We start from the raw sequence: 20,266 nt of genomic DNA, 5'->3' as shown, positions 1-20,266 counted from the left end.
ATATTCTAAGTATGAATTAGTGTAGCCACATCAAAGGTCTATTTGGTATATGTCATTTAAAGATTGTCTACTTTTGCTATATTTATTCATATTTTAAATTACTGCCAGTAATTCCCAGTAACCTCTAGTTCCACCAACTCTTTGTAAAATCCCTTGCTCTTTTAGTTTGGCTAAATTTTCTTCAATCTTTCTTTTTGAAATACCTACAATATCAGATAGTTTAGATGCAGATATTTTATTATTAAGTTGAATCTGTTCAAGTATCATTTGTTGATTATCAGTTAGATTACCGACCTTATTACTGACTCTATTGCCGACCTTATCAATTGCTTCCAAAATTGATTGAAGTGCAAATTCTATAAACAGTGTACTCTCTCCACTGCTTCCACACTCTTCAAGCACATTATAGTATTCCTGCTGTTTGTCCCTTATGATACTCTCAATAGGAATAACACTAAAATAGTTGTTCCAATTATAAAGAATCAAACTCTGCCAAAATCTTCCCATTCTCCCATTACCATCTATAAAAGGGTGTATAAACTCAAACTCATAGTGGAATACGCTACTTACAATTAAAGGATGTTCATCTGTTGTACTTAACCAATCAAATAGGTCACTCATAAGCTTTGGTATATGTCCATTAGGAGGTGCAACATGAACTACACCACCTTCGCCACCCACACCTACATCTTTTGTTCGATATGTTCCAGCATTTTTTAAAAGTTCATCCATCAAAACCTTGTGTGATTTTAAAAGTTCTTGTTCATCTTTATAATTCAAATTATCAATCTGTTTATATAAAGCAATAGCACCATTTGCTTCTGCTATCTCATCAACTTTACCTAAAACTCTCTTCCCTTCAATAAGTGCAGTAATTCTCTCTTCATCAAGACTACTACCTTCTATTTGAAGTGTTCCAGTAATTGTTCTAATTTGATTTACTTTCCTCAGCAGAGGTAGAGTAGATGATGAATCAATTACCTCAAGTTTTCCAATATTCAAACTGATCTTACTGATTAAGTCAATTATTTTAGTAGTGATTTTAAATGGTGGTGCATAATTCATTTATTTCTCTTTTTTATATTAATCTTAATTTTAGCATAATTACTACTTTAATAGAGTTAAAGAATATCTGCAATCCCTTCCATATCTCCTGCTACATTTGAGTAGTTTTGACTGATGTATGATTTAAGAACAACATAGCGTGCATTATTCCTTTTGCCTTATAAACTTTTGTGCCAGCAGTTCTTCTTAAACTGTAAAATGAAACACGATGCATTAACTCTGTATTTGGTATTCCTACATTAAAAATTTTGTTAAAAACTTGTTGACCTTGCTTTCTGTATCCACTGTAAGCGGTAGCCTTATCTTTACCTTTCCCTGTTCTTATGAAAGTCTGCTGTGGATAAAATATATAATCGTTAAAACCAAGACTATGTTCTGAAATCCACTCTTTAATTAGCTCCATTAACTCTAGTCTTACCTGAGCCTGATAGCTTTTTCCTTTTTTCATAGCTTTGATAGTAATCTTATTTTCATCAAAGTTACAATGTTTTACCTGAATATCAATCACACCACTAGGCCTTGCTCCAGTAAAGTACAATATTTTAGAGAATAGATATAATGTAGGTCTAGGTTGAATTTCTAAATCATAATCTCCATTTTTAAATGTATTAAACATTAGTTCTAATTCTTCGTTTGTTAGTACTTTCCCTGGTTCAGTATTTTGTTCAATTTTTTGAATATCATCACTACTTATAACTACAGGATTGGAACCTACTAACCTCTTTTTTTTTAATTGCTTTATTATACAAAGCTCTCAAGCTATTTATAGTTTCATTTGTAGTCTTTGGGGCATACTTTTTAATCAGTTTGTCTTGAAGCTTTTGAATATCGTCTGTAGTAACTTTAGTTGCTATCTTAGAACCCAATATAGGAGCTATCCTATTTTTATAAGCTTGGTAATCTTTAATATTATCTTTAGCTTTACGTTGACCGAAATACCATTCTACTATTTGGTCTAAAGTAAGTTTATTTTTTATGGATTGTCGAGTAAAATCTCTTTCTTCGGCACTTAGTAGTTTCTTTTCCCTTTCAACCTCATGTTTAATATCAGATAAAATTTTACCTGCTTTTACAAGGTCTAGTGTTTCAAGTTTTTTCTTAACTGAAGTTCCACTTACATCTCTATATGATATATATAATGCTCTTGTTTCTTTATCATCAGAATTAGGATTAAAGTATTCTGTTATACCAGTATATTTTTTCTGCTTTAATTTTCTAAATGCCATAAATACTCCAAAAGTTTCCACAAAAAGTTTCCACAATTATGTCTAAAATATGTGGAAAACGCAAATAATTGCCAAATTAGGAAAAAAGAAGAAGTATGCTACAATACCTAAAATAAAGAGGGTTTACAAGGTTTGAAAGGATGTGAAAAGAGTGATATTCGTGGATTCGAATCCCTCTACCCCATTCACAACTTCTAAACTCCCATAAAACAGGCACTTTTAATAAACTGATTTAACAACTGTCAGTTGATTTTATAGGATTTTTACTGACAATTTTACTGACACTTATATAATCAATCTAAACCACTTATCAAACACGACAACTATTCTAAAAAAAGCTCCTGTTCAATAATTTTCTTATGAGCCTAAGTTCAAATCATAAATGCAATTTTCTTGAAAGTGTCTATATAGATAGAGCAAATTTAACTAGTAGTTAATATTATCTAGAAAAATAAAGTATAAGTTTATATTATTTTATTATTTATAGTAACAAGTGTAAAAAAGAGAGGTTTTGCTTGTATATTATCAGAGTATCAATTAATCTATGATATACTTCTTTAGATTAAAAAGTGAGGTTTATTATGCAAATATCTTTAAATATTCAAGATGATGTTTATCAAAAGCTTGTGAATGCTGGTGTAGATATGCAATCAAAAATAAATGATTATCTTGTGAGCCTTGCAGATAAAAAAGATGATTATCTGAACTCGAAGCAATTTCAAGAAGATAAAGCTTATTTTCATCAAACTTTAGAAGATATAGAGAGTGGTAAAACAGAACTATTAAGCCAAGAGCAGTATGAAAATGAGATGGAAGCTTTTGAAAAGTCTTTATAGTGCGAATAGTTAGAAGTAAAAAATACACAACATCACTTCAAGAGATAATGAAGTTTATATCTTTTGATAGTAAGAATAGAGCTTTAGGATTTAGGAATCAACTAGATAAACAAATCTCAAATATTGTAAATATGCCCTACAAGTGCAGAAAGTCAATTTACTTTGATGATGAAGATATAAGAGACTTAATTTACAAGGGTTATACAATAGTGTATAAAGTTGATGAAGAAAAATCCACAATCACTATTGCAGGTATTAAAAAATACAAGGCTGAGTTATAGGTCACTATAATTTTTAGGGGTACACATAGGGGTACTATTTTATATAGTATCTCTTAAAGTACCAGATATAGGATTGGGTAGAATCCCTCTACCCCATCCACAATTTAAATTCTCAAACAAAAGACTTATTATGAATGAAACAACTGATTTAACAACACTTACTATAAGAATGGGTATTTTTTTAATTATCGCAGGAATATTCTTTTTTGTTTTAAAATCAAAAAAAAAAATAAAAAGTTAGCTAAAGAAAATTATAACTTTTAATACACTAATATTTCCTTCGACTTCACTCATAGCTTTTTTTATAGTTTTATGAAATATTGATGATATTTTAATGAAGGGAAGCAAATTCTAAACTATATGTACTTTAGAATTTGCTTCTTTTTTTTGTAAAATTATTTTAGTTTACCATTACCATAATGTTTAAATAAATAATCCGTCACAATCCCCGCATCTTCTTTTGTTATCGGTGCCTTAAAATGTGTTACCATTTTTTCAATTTTTTTCGCCCAAAAATCGCGTGATTGTGGGCCTTGGTTTATAATGTAACCAAAAGAGTGGCACATCAAGCAGTTTGCCTGTACGGCATCAAAACCTTTACCCATTTTTATCTGATATGATATATATGGTACTTCGACATCACCTTTTACCTGTGCAAACAGTGAACTAACAGATAGTATTGCTATTAATAATAATTTTTTCATTTTTTCTCCTTAAACCACTTCTACTGTAACTTCATCAATACCATTATATTTGTATCCACCATGGTTCCATCCAATATCTTTTGCAAATGGCTGCTCATCTCCGAGACGATTTACCGCTTTTGTCATAAATGTTACTTTTCCATAATCTGCGGGCTTATAGGCATATCTAAACTCTGTATATGCATATCGTCCATTTTCTTGTTTTAGCTCTGCTTTATCCCATGTTTTACCACCATCAACAGAGACTAAAACTTCTCTAATTCCATGTCCGTCATCAAAGGCTACACCACGCACAACAACATGAGAGTTATGATATACTTTCATACCATTTTCAGGGTAACCAATGACTGACTTTACGTTCATATTTGTAATCGGCTTTGTAGGCTTAAAATGATGCTCGGGTGTTTCACATTCACATTTATTGTCTGGAACTCTGTATGCCATATCCATAAAGAAAAGAGATTTATATTTATCTGTTACGGTAATATTACTTAACATTTTAACCCAGCTGTCTGAATAATATCCAGGAAGAACCAAACGAAGTGGAAAACCATTTAAATAAGGTAAATCTTCACCATTCATTTGATAAGCAACAATAACATGATCATCAAGTTCTGTGAGTTCTAGCTCTCTGACAAAATTCGGTGTTTTATAATAAGCTGCTTTTTCAAGTCCGTTGAAGCCTATCCAATGTGCATCTTTTTTCAATCCTGCACGATTTAAAAGGTCACTTAATCTAACGCCTTTCCATTTTGCACAACCCATAGCACCACTACCCCACTGAATACCGCCAGGAATCGGTGTAAAAGCCGAACGAGAATTTCCACCACACTGTAGCACTGCCGTAACTTCTACCTGTTCAAAATCATTTTTTAATTCCTTAAGAGAAATTTCCAAATCTTGTTCTACAAGACCATCTATTTTAATGGTGTAAGAATCTGTATCTATATGAGTTGGAATATCCGGAAGATGCCATCTTACAAAAAATTCATCATTTTGTGTAATCCCTCTTGCAAATGTACTTCTTGGTGATTCCAAAAGTGGAGGTCTGTCTGAGTAAGTAATTAATGGTCTTTTTTGAGGAAAAGCCATATCAGACACTTTTCTGTTATCAATAGGCTGACGTGTTTCGCCAGCTGATAATGTAGTTGTACTTAAAATAGCAGCAGAAGCAGCTATAGAAGTTTTGAGAAATTCTCTTCTTTTCATATTTTTCCTTATAATTATTATTTATTTTGGATTATATCTATAAATATTTAAAATGACTTAAAAAAGCTATTTCTCCAACTCACTATAGCCTTTTTTAAGCTGTGCTTTTTTGGCCAGTAAATTTACATTTTGTGCTTTATCACTATCAATTTTGGCATAGTGTTCGCTTAATTTTTCTAATGAATTTTCTAATTTTTCATTCATTTTGTATAATTCATCTGCCGTTGAGGATTCTAAAGTTTTCAAAATATTACCAAGTTGTGATTGTGATTTAACATAATCTGATTTTATTGCTTCTATATCTTCGATTAAACTACTAAATTGAGAAAATATTTTAGGCAAATCTGCTGTTTTAGATTCAAGTTCGTGCATATTTTTTACCGATAATATCATTTGCTTAATTATCATTTCACTTTGATTTTTTACATTTACTAATCTGTTTTCACTCTCACTTAATGTTGTATCCATACTGCTTGCATGAGATTTTAAAAGCAATATTTCATTTTCAAAAGCTTTTGTTAAAGTGGATAATTTAGATGACGTTTGTGAAACAATGTCTTGTGAAATATCACCTGCCATCATTTTAAGTTCATCCAACTTAACCTTAACTTCATTAATTTCATTTGTAAAATTAAATCTGTTGTCAAGTGCTTCATTAAGTAAGTTTTGCAGTTTTTTATAGTGGTCTTGTTCTGCCACTCTTAATATGTCTATATGCGTGTGAACTATGTTATCAAGCTCCGGCAATTTCACTTCACTGAAATAATTAAATGATTTACTGACATCTTTAGATATATTTTCCATCATATCAAACTTATTAATCAGTTTTGTTTGATTTAACTGTATGCTATCTAATGCTTTTATGTCTTCTTTAAATTTTTCACGAATTTCTTCTTGAGCATTTCTGTCTTCAGAGCGTGAGATTGCTATTCTTTTTTCAATATCAAGTAAAAAGCTTTTAAGCTGATTCATTTGTTGCAGTAAAACTTTTATAAATTCTTCTTGTGTTTTTGCAAGTTGCGATTGCTGTGTTTGATGAAGAATATTCATTATTACATACAGAATTAAAGCAAATAACAGAGGAAAGAGGGATTCTCTTATAAGAAGTAAAATATTTGTATTTTGGGTATGAATAATAAAATGGACAATACTGCCAATCGCGCCGACACCAAGTATTAAGGGAGCATAATTAATTTTATTTGGACGTTTTAAAATAACTATTTGTCTTAAAAACAAAATGCCCATTACAATAAAAGCTATCATCAAATCATCATGGAGCATTTTCTCTCCCTTTTAGTTGCTTTTATTGTATCATAATTTTCTATAAAACAATATCCAATATTTCCTTGGGATGCTTCACAATCACAGAATGAGTGCCATGTGCAGAAAAGCCCCATGCTGCAAAAATTGCTCCAATTTCGGCATTATTCGCACTTTTTATATCTTTCGAGTTATCTCCAACCATCCAAGCTTTGTCTTTAGACTTATCATAATGATAAAAATTCAAAATTTTATGTATCATATCAGGATTGGGTTTTGATGCCTTTACTTTGTCTGCCCCTACTATCATATCAAACATATCAGCTACATGTAAATGCTTAAGCATTGTCAATGCAAATTGTGTCGGTGCATTTGTCGCCACAGAAAGTTTTACCCCATTTACATGTAAAGCTTCGAGCATCTCTTTTACCCCTTCATACAGGTAAGGATGTTCTATACACTGCTCTTTATAATGCTTTTCAAAAAGCTCTCTGTCAGCTGTTTCATAGACTTCGGTATTATAAAAAAGTTTAGGCAGATTTCGCACTTCTTTGTTAATCGCATCTACTATGAACTCTTCACCGAGCGGCGGCAGATTATGATTAATTTTTCTTACATAGTTTACTGATATAGTAATATCTTTTTTCGAATCAATCAACGTACCGTCCATGTCAAAAATAACTATTTTCTGCATTACTTCATCTTCTTATAAACTTCAGCCAAAGCATCTACAAACAAGTCGCTGTCATTTGGACATTTACATACACGATAGTCTTTAAAACCTAACTCTTGGGCAATTTCTCTATACTCAATATCTAGTTCATAATCTGTTTCTGAGTTATCAATAGTAAAAGCAATAGGAAAAATAATAACGCCTCTGTTTCTGACCGTTTTTAGCTTCTCTTCAAGTGAAGGTGTCAGCCATTGCATCCGCCCTACTTTTGACTGGTATGCCAAATGAACATTATGAAACTCCATCTCCTCTTGCTGCATCATCTCTTTTAAAATGCTTACATGACGGTTAACATGTTTTTCATACACATCACCGGCATCTATAATCTTTTGAGGCAGCCCGTGTGCAGAAAAAATAATATCAAAATCACGATATTCACTCTCTCCTACCCTTTTTTTGATGCTTTCAATTACAGCATTATTATATGTTGTATTTTCAAAAAAATGTTTTATTTCCACTAAAAGCGCATTGCCTTTACTATTATGATAGCACTCTTCGAAGTCTTCAAGCGATGACTTTGTCGTCGTTGTAGAATACTGCGGATACATTGGAATAAGATATATTTTATCAATATCTTCTTTGTTTAAACGATCCACCACTGCACATGCAAAAGGTGGAGTGTAGCGCATAGCAAAATCGACAATAAATTTTTCACCGAGTTTTTTTTGCAGTTTTTGCACAAGTTTTTTTGTATGTCCGACAATAGGTGATTTTCCGCCAAGCTCTCTGTAAATTTCTTGAGAAGACTCTGTGCGGTTAAAAACTATCAGCCCACCCACCATTTTTCTTACAAGGCTGCTTTTCATAGTAAGTATGTTTTTATCTGCAAACATATTTTTTAAAAATATTTCAACTTCATTCAGGTTGTTCGGTCCACCCATATTCAGTAAAACTATTGCTTCTTTTTTCAATCTTTATCCTATATATACACTCAGCCAGACAACAACTTTTTTTGTTTTAAGCAGTGTATGCTTTGTATTTGCGGCTATAAACAAAGTGTCTCCGCTTTTTAATTTGTGTACTATACCATTTATTTCTAATTTTGCACAGCCTTTTAAGACAACTACCCATTCGTCTTTCTTATCAACAAATGTCTGCGGTGTTTTCAGTGCGTTGCTTACTACTGTTTTTATCTCTACATTTTTTTCTTTGAGGAGAGTTTTAAAATGTTCACTGTCAGGTTTAGGCAACTCATAATCAAAAATATTAGTCATGTTCAACTCTGAGGCTCACTGCATACATAAACTGCTGCAAAGGCAGCATATCCTCATAGATTTTATAAAGTGTATTTATAAGTTTATCCCCGTCTTCGATGAGATGCGGGTCAAGCATCTTATATGTTGCCATACCTTTATAGAGACTCAAATCAGCATGTGCCATATCTGCAGAAAATCCTTTAGGGTAACGTTTATAGCCCTTTTCAAGATGCGTATATCCTTTGTCTTTGGCTTTTATATCTTCAAGTATTTTTGCAAGTTGGGTACGTTTATCATCATTTTTAATAGTTTCTCGAAAAGCATCAAGCATAGGTTTTTCAAACCATCTCACACCGACAGCCACATAGAGTTCATCAGGGGAAAAGTGTAAATAAAATGATGAACTTTGCATTCTTTTAGTATTTCCCTGCCAAAATATAACACCTATTCGCTCTTTAATAGGCATAGCTAGTGCATTGGGGCGTCTTGTATCACGATAGATTCTATAGAGAGATTTATTTATTTTTGGGATTGCATTTATAAAAGGTTCGAGAGCTTGAAGGTGTTCTCCCATCTCTGTAACAAAAGCACGAGATGGATTTAAAATGAGTTCTTCATACTCTTTTTTATGGGCACTAAACCACTCTTTATTATTATTTTTGCGTATTGATTCTAAAAATGGAAGTGTTTTTTTACTAAAACCTTTAAACTCCAAGGGTATTTCCTCTTTATATTACAGATATATTTTAGCCTAGGTTAAAACCTAGGTTCCGAAAAAATTTAGTTTTTTATAACTCACACTTTAGTGTTTGAAAACCTGAATTCCGAAAAAGTTTCAAGCTTTTCGGAAGCAAGGTTTCAACCTTGCCTAAAGTCTATCATATCTATGCTAATTTTCTGTTTCTAAAGGCAAGTGCAATGATTACAAATACTATGGCATACGTTACCGGAACAAAGTCAGGAATAGGAACAGGGTCGCCTTTTGCGTATGAATGCATACCTGCAAGATAATAATTTACTCCAAAGTAAGTCATTAAAACTGAGGTAAAGGCTAAAAGTGAAATAACACTGTAATTAAAATCATTATAGATAGATTTAATAAATCTTACATGTACAACAACGGCATAAACCAAAATAGTCACTAATGCCCAAGTCTCTTTTGGATCCCATCCCCAGTATCTACCCCATGATTCATTTGCCCAGACACCGCCTAAAAAATTTCCAACAGTCAATAGAACGAGCCCTATCATCAAACTCATTTCATTGATTGCATTCAACTCTTTAATTGAAAGTGATATCTGTTTGTCATTTTTATCATTTTTCACTATAAACAGAATCAGAGTAATAAATCCAAGCAGAGCGCCAAGCCCTAAAAAGCCGTAACTTGCCGTAATCATCGATACATGTATACTGAGCCAGTAAGAATTAAGTACAGGTACAAGATTTGTAATCTGTGGATTCATCCAGCTTAAATGTGCTACAAACAGAATCAAACCTGCCAAAATTGAGGTGGATGCCAGCGTTATCGGTGACTGTTTAGAGAAGATAAATCCTGCCAAAACTGTTGCCCACGCGATATATGTCATTGACTCAAAACCATTTGACCATGGTGCATGCCCTGAAATATACCATCGAAGAGTAAGCCCAAGCGTATGTACAATAAAGAAAATGGCTAAAAGTCCTAAAGAAAGCTTTGTGATTTTTTCCATTTGAAATTTAGGCTTTAAAATTTTTACAAAACTCAAAATCAACAGTACAAAACCCATTATAAAATATAATGGCCAAAGAATTTCAAAAATATTTGAGTGATTGTAAAAAATTTCTGCTTTTATTTTATTTTCACTCGGATAAACTGCTGAACCGTAAAACTTTTGATATTCATCTATCTTTTTCAATCCTGTATCAGCTTTACTCCAGTCTCCACTTGAAAGAGCGGCATCAACAGCCGTAAAATACTCTATGGCTATCGTTCTGACTTTTAAAGCCTGCTCGGCATCAAAAGTTTTTAAAGCTTCAATTGTTGCATACCATTTGTTATTTAAATCATTTGGTTTAGGCCAAATTTTCAGGAGTGAACCTGTAAAAACCATATATACAACATTCACTTTTTCATCAATTTTTAGAGCAGCTTTGTCTAATTTATTTCTGTCTTTTGGTGCCTTTCTTGAAGCTTCATCAACAAGATTTAAAATTTTATACCCTCTCATACCTTCAGGGTCTTGAAAGAATTGAGCAAAAGAAGCATATTTTGCATCTTTTCGTACACCGATAGCTTCATTTATTTTTTCATCATTTGTTTGAATGAGTTTTATATCTCTATATATATCAGGACGTATCATCATTCCAAGAAGAACCTGATTTGAGCTTAACTCTGTTTTGCCGACTTTTAATGTAGCACTTCTGTGTATTTTTGCCAACACTTCCAAAGAGAGCGTGTCTATAGGCTTCATACGTCCTTTTGTATCTTGCACTACCAAGTGTCCAAATTTTTGCGCATGATTTTTATCAAAAGAGAGTATTGTTTTAATCGCCGGATCAAGCTCGGCAGCCTTTCCCGGTGTAACAGCAAACGCTAACCCTGCAATAAGCAATGCCGGAACGATTTTACATTCACTTGCTTTTTTTGCTTTTGCCGAGAGCTTCGCAAATCTGTGTTTTTTTGAAAAAAGTGCCCAAAACATACCAAGTGCCAATAAAAAATAGCCTATATAAGTCGGCAATGTTCCCGGATCATGATTTACTGACAATACTGTTCCTTTTTCATCCATATCATAAGAAGCCTGGAAAAATCTGTAATGTCTATGCTCTAAAATGTGGTTCATATATATTCTGTATTTCATATCTATACCCATCTCTTTATCAATAAGCTCAACTTCACTTGCATACGATGCAGGACTCATAGAACCGGGATATCTGTCTAACTGAAAATCACGAAGCTTAATTTTAAACGGAATTTTTATCTCTTTTGAACCGTAAGCAATACTTACATGTAAACCGTTTATATCTACATTAGCCGGCATACCTTGAAGACCTTTTTGTGCATATACCAACACTTCTTTTTGCGCATCACTACTACGGACCAAAAACTTAAGGGCATCTACACCTGAAGCTCTCAATATAGATTTAGGGTTTGAAACAACTTTTTTATGTGCATGCAGCATAAAGTTACGTAGCACAAAACCACCTAAATCAGTACTGTACAAGACTCTTTTGTTGAATATTTCATTCTCATTTGCATTTAAATCGCCTTTAGAACGATCAGTCATTTTTAAATAAGAAAGTTTCATATTGTGTTTCATATACAGCGTGCCGTCTTTTATATACATAGCTATAACAGGCTTATTAAACTCTTCACCTGAATTAAAATCCAAGATAAAATTTCCCGCATTATAAAACTTGCCCTCTTCCAAAGCTACAGGTTTTCCTTTACCTCCGCCTGTAATCATGAGTTTAGCTATAGCTTTGCCATTTTTATCTTCCACCAAAGTTTCTATAGCATTAGGAATATACTCTACAAGTTTTACATCAACTTTTTTATCTTTAAATTTGAAAGATGCTTCAAAATCATTATTGCCTCTTTTAGAAAGATATAAAATTTTAGAGAGTTGCTTTTTATCACTACCCTCATTCACCTGCACATTCATATATGGATCTGCACTTAGAATAGACGAAGAAGTGCCTCCTTCACGAATATGCATAGTACCTTCATAACCAAAGTATCTGGTTACTGCCGCCCCAAACAATATGACTAAAAATGCCACATGAAATATAAAAAGAGGAGCTTTACTCAGCTTATACATCTTGAATTTATAAATATTATATGAAAGATTAAGTGCCAACAAGCCAAGTAAAACTTCAAACCATCTCGCATTATAAATTTCTGCTTTTGCAGTCATCGTTCCATAGTCATTTTCAACTATAGTCGCGTACCCTATGGTAAATGCAAATATAAGCATTAAAATTGCCATAGTATGCATTGAACCAATTAAAGAGAGAATTTTTTTCATTATTTAAGCCTTTTAAAAAAAAATTATTATACTGAGAATAAGATAATAGAGAGTGTCAAACAGCACTTAAAGAAGTGTTATTTTTGTTTTTGGGGAGAAAAATCAATATTGTTTATTAGAATATTAGCCTCTTTATTTTTATTTTTAATTTGCTTCATAACATTGACCGGTATGTCATGTTTAAATAGTTCAGTTTTCGTTGTTTTTCCATTATTATCATACCATTTTTGCAAACCTTCTTTATAATTATTTTTATAAAGAACTTCGCTGTATAATTTGCCTTCGTAGGTATATTCTTTTTGAACGCCCTCTTTTTTATTGTTAATATACTCTACATGTAATGCAACAATACCGTTATCATAATACTCTTTTAAAAAGCCTTCTTTTTTGTCATCAATATACGTCATAGTATGCTTTATGCTTCCATCTTTATAATATGATGTCTCTCGTCCATGCATAAGTCCCATTTTATAACTCACATCTGAGAGTTTATTGCCGTCTCTGTCATACCATGTCAAAATACCGTCTCTTTTTCCATCTATATAATTAACAACATATGCCAAAGCGCCAGATTGATAGTAAATTTTTTCTATACCGTCCTTAATTCCTTTAGCTATTTTTGTATGCGTACCGTCTATATAATGTGTTTCGCTTTTTAGCTCTTTATGGGTTTTATCAAAATACTCTTTAACAAGTTCAGCACTTAATGTGCTTGAACTTATACATGTAAAAAATACAATGAAATGTATATATTTATTCATAAATACTACTTCCACCCTTTTTTGACGATATTTGTAGATTTAGAATATGGATATTTTTTCACCAATTCATCTACTGAAAGTTTTTGGTCTCCACTTCTCATAAAGTGCGCCAAAGTAACAGAAGCCCAATAATCATTTGCATACTTAGTATCTTTAAGCTGTAAAGGAACACCTTTATCATTGACCGTATGACATGCTGAACATGTAACAGGTCCTGCATATTTACCATCAGGAGAATACTGAAGTGCCTGTTCGTGAGTTGTAACATCTACAGAACGCTCTTTTCCGTCATATCTCGTAGAGTACAGACCATGTGTTGATTCATGACAAGATTGACAAGCGATGTCTCCGTGTCCTTTTGAATATCTGTATAAAGAGTATTTATTCGGCAAATCAATCGGAAAGTATTTTCCACCTGTTTCACTCTCTACAAACGGAGCAACATGACAGTCCGCACAATGCGGCTCAGATGCTGCCAACCACCAGTCATTACCACCAGATGCCGCAGCATATGGAACAGCGCCGCCTTTTGGATGATTCCAAGGTTTAAGGTCTAACTTGCCATCTTTACCAACATTTTTCACCAATGTTGCAGATTTGTGCTCTGTATAATACTTCATAACTTCATTATTGCCGGTTGTTTTAGGATCTGCAATCGCGGCAAAAGCTTTGGCATCACCATGTGATATTGCTTTAATCATCTCTTTGAGTGTTTTATTTCTCAGAGTTTTACCTGACTGTGTACTGTCATGCTTAATATTATCATAATTTTGAAAAGCCTGTGCTGCTTTTGTATGACAGTTTGTACAGTATAAGCCTCTTAACTCTTTCGTAGGTTTACCATGTTCATCTTTTATAGAAACATTTTTATATTGCCATTTTCCATAATCATTTAGGAAAAACGGTGGTTTCGCATTTGGATTTGAGTGCGCATCACGACGTACATAACATCCGCCGCCTGATTTTCTAATATCTCCTTTAGAAAATCTTCCTTCACCGTATCTGTCTGTTACTCTAAATGGATTAGAGTCATCATTCATATTCGGATTCTGAAAGTGTGTCGGGTGACATGACTGACATGCTTGACTTCTTCCACCGCCATCAGGCATAGGAACCATTCCAAGGTGAAAACCGTGAATTGCTTCACTTAAAGGCATTGCTTTTACAGCTTTGTACCCTGTTGCAGTAGGACGAGGTTCTTGCAAGTTACCTGATACATTATCACCATGACAATCAGCACAGTTTACAAGTCCTGTTGAGCCAAGTCTATTTCCCGAAGCATTCTCTCTATAGTCTTTTAAAAATGTTGTCTCATGATGTTTATCATGTAATGAAAGAATATTTATAGAAGATTCCGCAAGTCTTGCCATATATTCACTCTCATCGGGATAGCTTTTCCAGTATTTATACTCTTTGTCAGAATATTTAATCCCTTCATCCCGAGCCATTTGTGCTGCCTTACCGTTTCGTGAGTGACAAGCATAACAGTTTGGTATATCTACAGGGTTTGTACCAAAATATGAAACAGGCATACCAGAAGAGTTTTTCATCCCTTTTCCTGTTCTGTCATGCATTTCAACTGTAGAATACTGGAAGGGTTGGAAATCTTTTTCTGTTACAGAACGAATAGTACCTTTTCGTGTTGTATCATTAAAAGCAGTAAGAGGAAGGCCGAGTGCATCCCAAAGGTGAGAAGCAGTAAGTACTAATTTAACATCTTTTACAGGGGGAACGAGTGTATCTGTCATGACAATATTTCCACCATTTTTTCCTGCATATTCCAAATAACCACCGGAGAGAGGTTTTCCAGAAGGTCCGCTGTCAATGTTAACAGGAATTTGACGTCCTATACGAAGGCGATCTTTATCTGTTGCACCTGCAGGTTTTGTGCCTTCTAAATCTTTATATATAAAAAGGTGTGTCCAAACATAATTGGCAACATTATCACCCGGAGAGTCAAAATGCCCATCGCCGTCTGCATCTTTTGCTACAGACCAGTATTTCATTTTATTACCTTCACTATAAGAGTTGTCTCTAGTATAATAATAAAGTTTTACATCATCATCAGGACTTAATAGCTTAGGTAATTTTCCGCTTTCGCCCGCTGCAACAGCCTGTGCCTGAATAGAGTTGTATGGAGGAATTACACAACAGTAACTCATCTCAAATCCAACACAATGCATGCCTAGTTCATAATTAATAAAAACATTGTAATCATTTTTCGGCTCATAGCCTCTAATTTTTTTCCATCTGCCCCAACTTCAGTATACTGCTTGAGCTTATCTAATTTGAACGGTGGGTTCTTATCATAAGCTAAAACAGAAGATGATGTTATGGACATAAATGCAACTGATGCAACCAAAGAAACTAATATCTTATTTTTTCTCATAGTTTCAAATCTCCCCTTTTCTAAAATCAAATTGAGTATCAAATTTTGTAATTTAAGGTAAGATTAAAAAATAAAAAAAACTTATATTATAGTAATTTTACTTATGTGATATTTATGTGATAAAAGTAATTAAAATAGATTATATAAAAATTCTATACAGCTTATACCATTAGACTAAAGACAAATATATTTATTATTTTGTGCATTCCATCTAAATTTATTGGATACTTTTTTAAATGCTTTATAGACTATTGTATTTTCATTTTCATTGCCATAAATGACAATTGGTGTGTGATAATATCTATTATATGACTTGAGAGGATGAAGTAAAATATCTTTATATGACAACTCTATTTTTCCATCATAAGGTTCAAATGGCACGATAGACACAACACTCTTATTTGTTTGAGAACACTTAAAATAACAAGTAACTGTATTTGAATCAATCTTAATATGGTCAAGTAAACTTAGAATATCTCTGTCTTTTATCATAAAGTGTATCCCTTATATTTAACTAAATGTTAGCAAATGTTATTCCAATTATATATTTTATATTCTAATTTTTACTTCAAAACATTTTTTTTCAGTAGTATATAAACATACACTCCCACCATGTGCTTCAGCTATTTGACGGGAAAGAACCAGGCCTAAACCATTTCCTTTTACTTTTGTACTTTTAAATGCTTCAAAAAGCTCTTTTTCATTGTCTATTGCTATACCGCTGTCATAAATTTTAAATATGTGATATTGTTCATCATTGTCATATATTATTTCGACAAGTCCGTCTTCATTATCATCTTCTTCTATAGCATCTATGGCATTGGTGATAAAGTTTGAAAACAACATTTCAAGCAAATCTTTGTCTGCATTCATTGTAAAATTATCTTTTGGAAAGTCAAATCTTATCTCTTTAGAATATCCATAATACGTAATAGACATATCTATGGACTCTTTGAGCTGACTCCAACTAATTTCATGTTTTTGAGCTTCAACACCCTTTGAAAACATCAAAGTTGCTTTTATTATTCTATCAATTCTGTATACCGATTTTTGTATCTCTTCGACTATAGGAATATTTTCAGGAATAACCCGTTTTTTCAACGTCGAACTCATAAGAGAAATTGCACCGATAGGATTTCTGATTTCATGAGAGAGATGTGCTGCCATCTGCCCCATTGTAGCAAGATTTTCTTTGCGTTTTTGCTCTGTAATATCTGTTGCACTGAGCATAATTTTATCTTTGTATGAAGAACTTTTTACAAGGTATGAGCGGGCATTAAACTTAATTTCATAATCTTCATCACGATATTGTAAAAGTTTTAGAAGTTCCCATAACTCTCTTGCATGCGAATTTTGTAAAAATACACTGTTGTCGCTGTTGAGAATCCAAATAGCATTAGGTAAAAATTCTACAACTTTTTCAACGGTATCCTGCAAATGGGCATAGGATGCTTTGAGTTCATTAAACTCGTTTTCTACTTTATAGGTCTGCTGAATTAAAACATCAAGTTCTTCTGGAGTAATAGATGCCATTAGGCCCTAAGTCCTATCAGTATTTTATATAAAGAGTGTGCATCATCACTCCCTGCAATCTCACGTATAGAGTGCATAGCCCAAGTTGGCAGGCCTACATCTATTGTGTCTATTCCTATTCTTGTTGCTGTAATTGGTCCTATGGTAGAACCGCAGCCCATATCACTTCTTGTCACAAAGTTTTGCAGTGGCTCATGAAGCGATGAAGCCGTATTCATAAACTTCGAAATAGTAGTTGAGTTTGAAGCATATCTTTGATTTGCGTTGACTTTTATAACGGCCCCCTTGTTTATATATGGCGCATGATTAGTGTCATGTTTTGAAGGGTAATTTGGATGAATTGCATGTGCATTGTCCGCACTAATCATTAAAGAGGCTCTTATCATCTGCATATACTCTTCATAATCATCAAACATTCTGTGCAGAGTATTTTCCAAAAAGCTGCCACCTGCCCCGCTTGTCGATTCACTCCCCACCTCTTCATGATCACTTGCAATAAAAAGCATCGGTTTATCTGCATTAATACTGCAAATACTAAGCATACCTGTGTAACAACTGAGTAAATTATCAAGTCGTGCGCTTGCAATAAAATCATCTCGTAAGCCTACAAATGCAGCCTTTTGCGTATCATAAAAACTCAGTTCATTCGCATATAATTCTTTTACATCATTAATACCGTTATTTGAGAGCTGCCACTTAATAAACTCATCAAAATCAAAATCTTCATTTGTTGTCAAAATTGGACAGATATCGGTTTGTTTATTGACAGTTCTGTCTTTATTCGCTTTGTCATCCAAATGAATAGCAAGTGATGGAATAACAGCTATTGGCTTTTGCACATTAATAAGAGCGCTTTGAAGTCTGTCATTAGAATCAAGATAACTTACACGACCGGCCAAAGACAAATCTCTGTCAAACCAAGGGTTTAAAAGAAGCCCTCCGTAGCTCTCTACTCCAAACTTTACAGCACCGTGCTCTTTTATAACAGAATTAGGTTTTAGTTTTAGATTTGGGGAATCTGTATGCACACCAACCATTGTATACTTTAGATCTGTTTTAGGGTAAGTAAAAGCGATAATAGAAGAATCATTACGGGTGACATAATACTTTTGTCCTGCCTCCAATTCCCATTTATCAACTTCATTGAGTTTTATAAATCCGGCATTCTCAAACATCATCGACATATTGTTTGTTGCATGAAAAGGTGTTGGCGAAGCATCTAAAAAGCCTAGAAGACCTTCATTGAAATCTTGTTTATTCAAATTATATCCTTAAGTATGTTTTTTTATAAATTCTTCCATATCTTTTACATTGATTGGATGAGAAAAAAGAAAACCTTGTATATCTTCACAATTATTTTCAAATAAAAAATCATTTTGATTTTCTTCTTCAACACCTTCTGCAATCACTTGCAGTTCTAAATTTTCACATAAATTTATTATAGTTTTTACTATGGCAGAATCAGATAAATCTTTAGGTATATTATCAATGAATGATTTATCAATTTTCAATTTATTAATAGGAAGTCTTTTTAAATAAGTTAGCGATGAATAGCCTGTTCCAAAATCATCAATAGCAACTGATATGCCTAATTCATTAAGTTTTTCTAAAGCCTTTATGGATGCATCTGGATTACCCATAATTTCTCTTTCAGTAATTTCAAATTCCACTTCACTTGCCGAAACATTTTCATATTCTAACAACTCTTTTATAAACTTATAAAAATCTCCTTCTGCCAATTGTGTCATTGTCAAATTAATAGAAACTTTTTTTGGCTCAAGACCGCTTTTTTTCCAACGAGAAAATTGTGAAATTGCTTTTTTCATCACTATCCTGTCAAGCTTTATAATCATTCCCGTTGATTCTGCCAAAGGAATAAATCTATCAGGATAAATAAATCCCATATCAGGATGTTGCCACCTTACAAGTGCTTCCATACCTGTTAAGATCTTTGTTTTTGCATGGACCTGCGGTTGAAAATAAACAACAAATTCATCTTTTTCAAAAGCTTTACGCATCTCGGTTTCAAGAAAAATTCTTTCGTATGCTTTTTTTGTCATTTCTTCATCATAAAAGCTATATCTATCTCGAGTATTTTGTTTTGCTTTATACATTGCAGCATCTGAATTTTTCAATAATGCAATAGCATCTTTTCCATCATTTGGGTACAAAGATACACCAACACTTATACTTATATATAAGGTATGCTCCTGAGTAATAAATGGATCTCTAAAAACCTCCATTCCATTTTCGATAATTTTGGACACATCATCTATATCTTTAATATTATTTATTATAATACAAAACTCATCACCACCAAGTCTTGCAAGTGTGTCAGATTTTCGCATTTTGAGTAACATTCTTTGTGTTACTTCAATTAGAATTTCATCCCCTACATGATGTCCCAATGAGTCATTTATCTTTTTAAAATCATCTATATCTAAGAAAAGAACTGCAACATGTTGTTTTTCTCTTTTAGCTAACTTAATTGCTTGCGTTAGTCTGTCCATAAAAAGAACACGATTTGGCAAACCGGTCAGAGCATCATGATTTGCCTGAAACTCCAATTGATCTCTTTTTGTATCTAATTCTTCTAAACTGTTTTCTAAATCAAATTGGATTTTTTTCAACTGTGTAATATCACGGCCTGCTCCCACAGTGCCTATGATATTTCCATCTTTATCATAAAATGGAGCTTTATATACCTCCAAATACATAAGTTTACCCTTAACATTCCCATACTCTTCAAACTTCATAGCCTTGTTGCTGTCAATCACCAATTGATCACTATTAAAGCAAAGTTCTCCAAATGTATGCCAATCAGCAATTTCTTTATGTGCTTCTCTTTCTCTTAATGCAAAAAAGATATCACCTTTTCCTATAGGCTCCTGTGTGTCTTTTGCCATCAATAAATCATTACATATAGCTTTGTTTGCATATATATATTTACCTTCTAAATCCTTTACCCACAACATATCTGGAAGATGTTGTGTTAAAAGATTTAGTAAACTCGAATTATTTTGTTTCAAATCCATAAGTTCAAACGCCATAGTAAATACCCTTACA

The 20,266-nt window shown here is 33.0% G+C and carries 20 protein-coding genes; 2 read left to right on the top strand and 18 right to left on the bottom strand.

Annotated elements, in window-relative coordinates; genetic code table 11:
* Nucleotides 1–93: 93 nt before the first annotated feature.
* From SAUT_RS05230 to SAUT_RS05220, 3 genes are all read right to left on the bottom strand, one after another.
* On the bottom strand, nt 94–1,065 hold the full coding sequence (locus SAUT_RS05230; RefSeq protein ID WP_013326832.1) for a Fic family protein: 972 nt from the start codon (nt 1,063–1,065) through the stop codon (nt 94–96).
* Nucleotides 1,066–1,156: 91 nt separating this feature from the next.
* A complete protein-coding gene (locus SAUT_RS05225; protein WP_281046545.1) occupies nt 1,157–1,735 on the bottom strand; it encodes a tyrosine-type recombinase/integrase in 579 nt (192 codons plus the stop codon).
* A gap of 16 nt (nt 1,736–1,751) precedes the next feature.
* The gene (locus tag SAUT_RS05220) at nt 1,752–2,291 is read right to left on the bottom strand and encodes a hypothetical protein (RefSeq protein ID WP_041675161.1); all 540 of its coding nucleotides are present in this window, start codon (nt 2,289–2,291) and stop codon (nt 1,752–1,754) included.
* Between the two features lie 581 nt (nt 2,292–2,872).
* Here SAUT_RS05220 and SAUT_RS05215 point away from each other — a divergent pair.
* Together SAUT_RS05215 and SAUT_RS05210 are read left to right on the top strand one after the other, a co-directional pair.
* Nucleotides 2,873–3,127: a hypothetical protein gene (locus SAUT_RS05215; RefSeq protein ID WP_013326830.1), complete on the top strand. Its 255-nt coding sequence runs from the start codon at nt 2,873–2,875 to the stop codon at nt 3,125–3,127.
* Nucleotides 3,127–3,408: a type II toxin-antitoxin system RelE/ParE family toxin gene (locus SAUT_RS05210; RefSeq protein WP_013326829.1), complete on the top strand. Its 282-nt coding sequence runs from the start codon at nt 3,127–3,129 to the stop codon at nt 3,406–3,408. The genes SAUT_RS05215 and SAUT_RS05210 overlap by 1 nt, the downstream gene beginning before the upstream one ends.
* 395 nt (nt 3,409–3,803) lie before the next feature.
* Here SAUT_RS05210 and SAUT_RS05205 read toward each other — a convergent pair whose 3' ends face one another.
* From SAUT_RS05205 to SAUT_RS05140, 15 genes are all read right to left on the bottom strand, one after another.
* On the bottom strand, nt 3,804–4,112 hold the full coding sequence (locus tag SAUT_RS05205; RefSeq protein ID WP_013326828.1) for a hypothetical protein: 309 nt from the start codon (nt 4,110–4,112) through the stop codon (nt 3,804–3,806).
* A gap of 9 nt (nt 4,113–4,121) precedes the next feature.
* The gene (locus SAUT_RS05200) at nt 4,122–5,321 is read right to left on the bottom strand and encodes a molybdopterin-dependent oxidoreductase (protein WP_013326827.1); all 1,200 of its coding nucleotides are present in this window, start codon (nt 5,319–5,321) and stop codon (nt 4,122–4,124) included.
* A 66-nt stretch (nt 5,322–5,387) separates the two neighbouring features.
* Nucleotides 5,388–6,602 (bottom strand): coiled-coil domain-containing protein, encoded by a 1,215-nt coding sequence (locus SAUT_RS05195; RefSeq protein ID WP_013326826.1) that lies wholly within the window; start codon nt 6,600–6,602, stop codon nt 5,388–5,390.
* Between the two features lie 40 nt (nt 6,603–6,642).
* The gene (locus SAUT_RS05190) at nt 6,643–7,275 is read right to left on the bottom strand and encodes an HAD family hydrolase (RefSeq protein WP_013326825.1); all 633 of its coding nucleotides are present in this window, start codon (nt 7,273–7,275) and stop codon (nt 6,643–6,645) included.
* Nucleotides 7,275–8,225 carry a ferrochelatase gene (hemH, locus tag SAUT_RS05185; protein ID WP_013326824.1) on the bottom strand — a complete coding sequence of 317 codons (951 nt, stop codon included), beginning with the start codon at nt 8,223–8,225 and terminating at the stop codon, nt 7,275–7,277. The genes SAUT_RS05190 and hemH overlap by 1 nt, the downstream gene beginning before the upstream one ends.
* 3 nt (nt 8,226–8,228) lie before the next feature.
* On the bottom strand, nt 8,229–8,528 hold the full coding sequence (locus SAUT_RS05180) for a cupin domain-containing protein (protein ID WP_013326823.1): 300 nt from the start codon (nt 8,526–8,528) through the stop codon (nt 8,229–8,231).
* Nucleotides 8,521–9,225, bottom strand: a complete 705-nt coding sequence (locus tag SAUT_RS05175) for a DUF2461 domain-containing protein (protein WP_013326822.1) — start codon at nt 9,223–9,225, stop codon at nt 8,521–8,523. The genes SAUT_RS05180 and SAUT_RS05175 overlap by 8 nt, the downstream gene beginning before the upstream one ends.
* A gap of 169 nt (nt 9,226–9,394) precedes the next feature.
* Nucleotides 9,395–12,517 carry a cytochrome c biogenesis protein gene (locus tag SAUT_RS05170; protein WP_013326821.1) on the bottom strand — a complete coding sequence of 1,041 codons (3,123 nt, stop codon included), beginning with the start codon at nt 12,515–12,517 and terminating at the stop codon, nt 9,395–9,397.
* Nucleotides 12,518–12,594: 77 nt separating this feature from the next.
* Nucleotides 12,595–13,278: a toxin-antitoxin system YwqK family antitoxin gene (locus SAUT_RS11050; RefSeq protein WP_013326820.1), complete on the bottom strand. Its 684-nt coding sequence runs from the start codon at nt 13,276–13,278 to the stop codon at nt 12,595–12,597.
* 5 nt (nt 13,279–13,283) lie between these two features.
* Entirely contained in the window at nt 13,284–15,461 is a 2,178-nt protein-coding gene (locus SAUT_RS05160; RefSeq protein WP_223175434.1) for a hypothetical protein, read from the bottom strand.
* A gap of 2 nt (nt 15,462–15,463) precedes the next feature.
* Nucleotides 15,464–15,667 carry a hypothetical protein gene (locus SAUT_RS11425; protein WP_013326818.1) on the bottom strand — a complete coding sequence of 68 codons (204 nt, stop codon included), beginning with the start codon at nt 15,665–15,667 and terminating at the stop codon, nt 15,464–15,466.
* Between the two features lie 174 nt (nt 15,668–15,841).
* A complete protein-coding gene (locus SAUT_RS05155) occupies nt 15,842–16,159 on the bottom strand; it encodes a hypothetical protein (RefSeq protein ID WP_013326817.1) in 318 nt (105 codons plus the stop codon).
* A 57-nt stretch (nt 16,160–16,216) separates the two neighbouring features.
* On the bottom strand, nt 16,217–17,200 hold the full coding sequence (locus SAUT_RS05150) for a sensor histidine kinase (protein WP_013326816.1): 984 nt from the start codon (nt 17,198–17,200) through the stop codon (nt 16,217–16,219).
* Nucleotides 17,200–18,462 (bottom strand): M18 family aminopeptidase, encoded by a 1,263-nt coding sequence (locus SAUT_RS05145; RefSeq protein ID WP_013326815.1) that lies wholly within the window; start codon nt 18,460–18,462, stop codon nt 17,200–17,202. The genes SAUT_RS05150 and SAUT_RS05145 overlap by 1 nt, the downstream gene beginning before the upstream one ends.
* A 9-nt stretch (nt 18,463–18,471) precedes the next feature.
* The gene (locus tag SAUT_RS05140; RefSeq protein WP_013326814.1) at nt 18,472–20,250 is read right to left on the bottom strand and encodes a sensor domain-containing protein; all 1,779 of its coding nucleotides are present in this window, start codon (nt 20,248–20,250) and stop codon (nt 18,472–18,474) included.
* Nucleotides 20,251–20,266 lie beyond the last annotated feature (16 nt).

This window comes from Sulfurimonas autotrophica DSM 16294, from assembly GCF_000147355.1.
Lineage (GTDB): Bacteria > Campylobacterota > Campylobacteria > Campylobacterales > Sulfurimonadaceae > Sulfurimonas > Sulfurimonas autotrophica.
This window is presented reverse-complemented; position numbering and strand designations above follow the sequence as displayed.

Bases quoted from the DNA above. Each gene is read 5' to 3' on its own strand.
- SAUT_RS05230 (WP_013326832.1), bottom strand. From the start codon at position 1,065: ATGAATTATGCACCACCATTTAAAATCACTACTAAAATAATTGACTTA.
- SAUT_RS05220 (WP_041675161.1), bottom strand. From the start codon at position 2,291: ATGGCATTTAGAAAATTAAAGCAGAAAAAATATACTGGTATAACAGAA.
- SAUT_RS05215 (WP_013326830.1), top strand. From the start codon at position 2,873: ATGCAAATATCTTTAAATATTCAAGATGATGTTTATCAAAAGCTTGTG.
- SAUT_RS05205 (WP_013326828.1), bottom strand. From the start codon at position 4,112: ATGAAAAAATTATTATTAATAGCAATACTATCTGTTAGTTCACTGTTT.
- SAUT_RS05200 (WP_013326827.1), bottom strand. From the start codon at position 5,321: ATGAAAAGAAGAGAATTTCTCAAAACTTCTATAGCTGCTTCTGCTGCT.
- SAUT_RS05195 (WP_013326826.1), bottom strand. From the start codon at position 6,602: ATGCTCCATGATGATTTGATGATAGCTTTTATTGTAATGGGCATTTTG.
- SAUT_RS05190 (WP_013326825.1), bottom strand. From the start codon at position 7,275: ATGCAGAAAATAGTTATTTTTGACATGGACGGTACGTTGATTGATTCG.
- SAUT_RS05180 (WP_013326823.1), bottom strand. From the start codon at position 8,528: ATGACTAATATTTTTGATTATGAGTTGCCTAAACCTGACAGTGAACAT.
- SAUT_RS05170 (WP_013326821.1), bottom strand. From the start codon at position 12,517: ATGAAAAAAATTCTCTCTTTAATTGGTTCAATGCATACTATGGCAATT.
- SAUT_RS11050 (WP_013326820.1), bottom strand. From the start codon at position 13,278: ATGAATAAATATATACATTTCATTGTATTTTTTACATGTATAAGTTCA.
- SAUT_RS05160 (WP_223175434.1), bottom strand. From the start codon at position 15,461: ATGCATTGTGTTGGATTTGAGATGAGTTACTGTTGTGTAATTCCTCCA.
- SAUT_RS11425 (WP_013326818.1), bottom strand. From the start codon at position 15,667: ATGAGAAAAAATAAGATATTAGTTTCTTTGGTTGCATCAGTTGCATTT.
- SAUT_RS05155 (WP_013326817.1), bottom strand. From the start codon at position 16,159: ATGATAAAAGACAGAGATATTCTAAGTTTACTTGACCATATTAAGATT.
- SAUT_RS05150 (WP_013326816.1), bottom strand. From the start codon at position 17,200: ATGGCATCTATTACTCCAGAAGAACTTGATGTTTTAATTCAGCAGACC.
- SAUT_RS05140 (WP_013326814.1), bottom strand. From the start codon at position 20,250: ATGGCGTTTGAACTTATGGATTTGAAACAAAATAATTCGAGTTTACTA.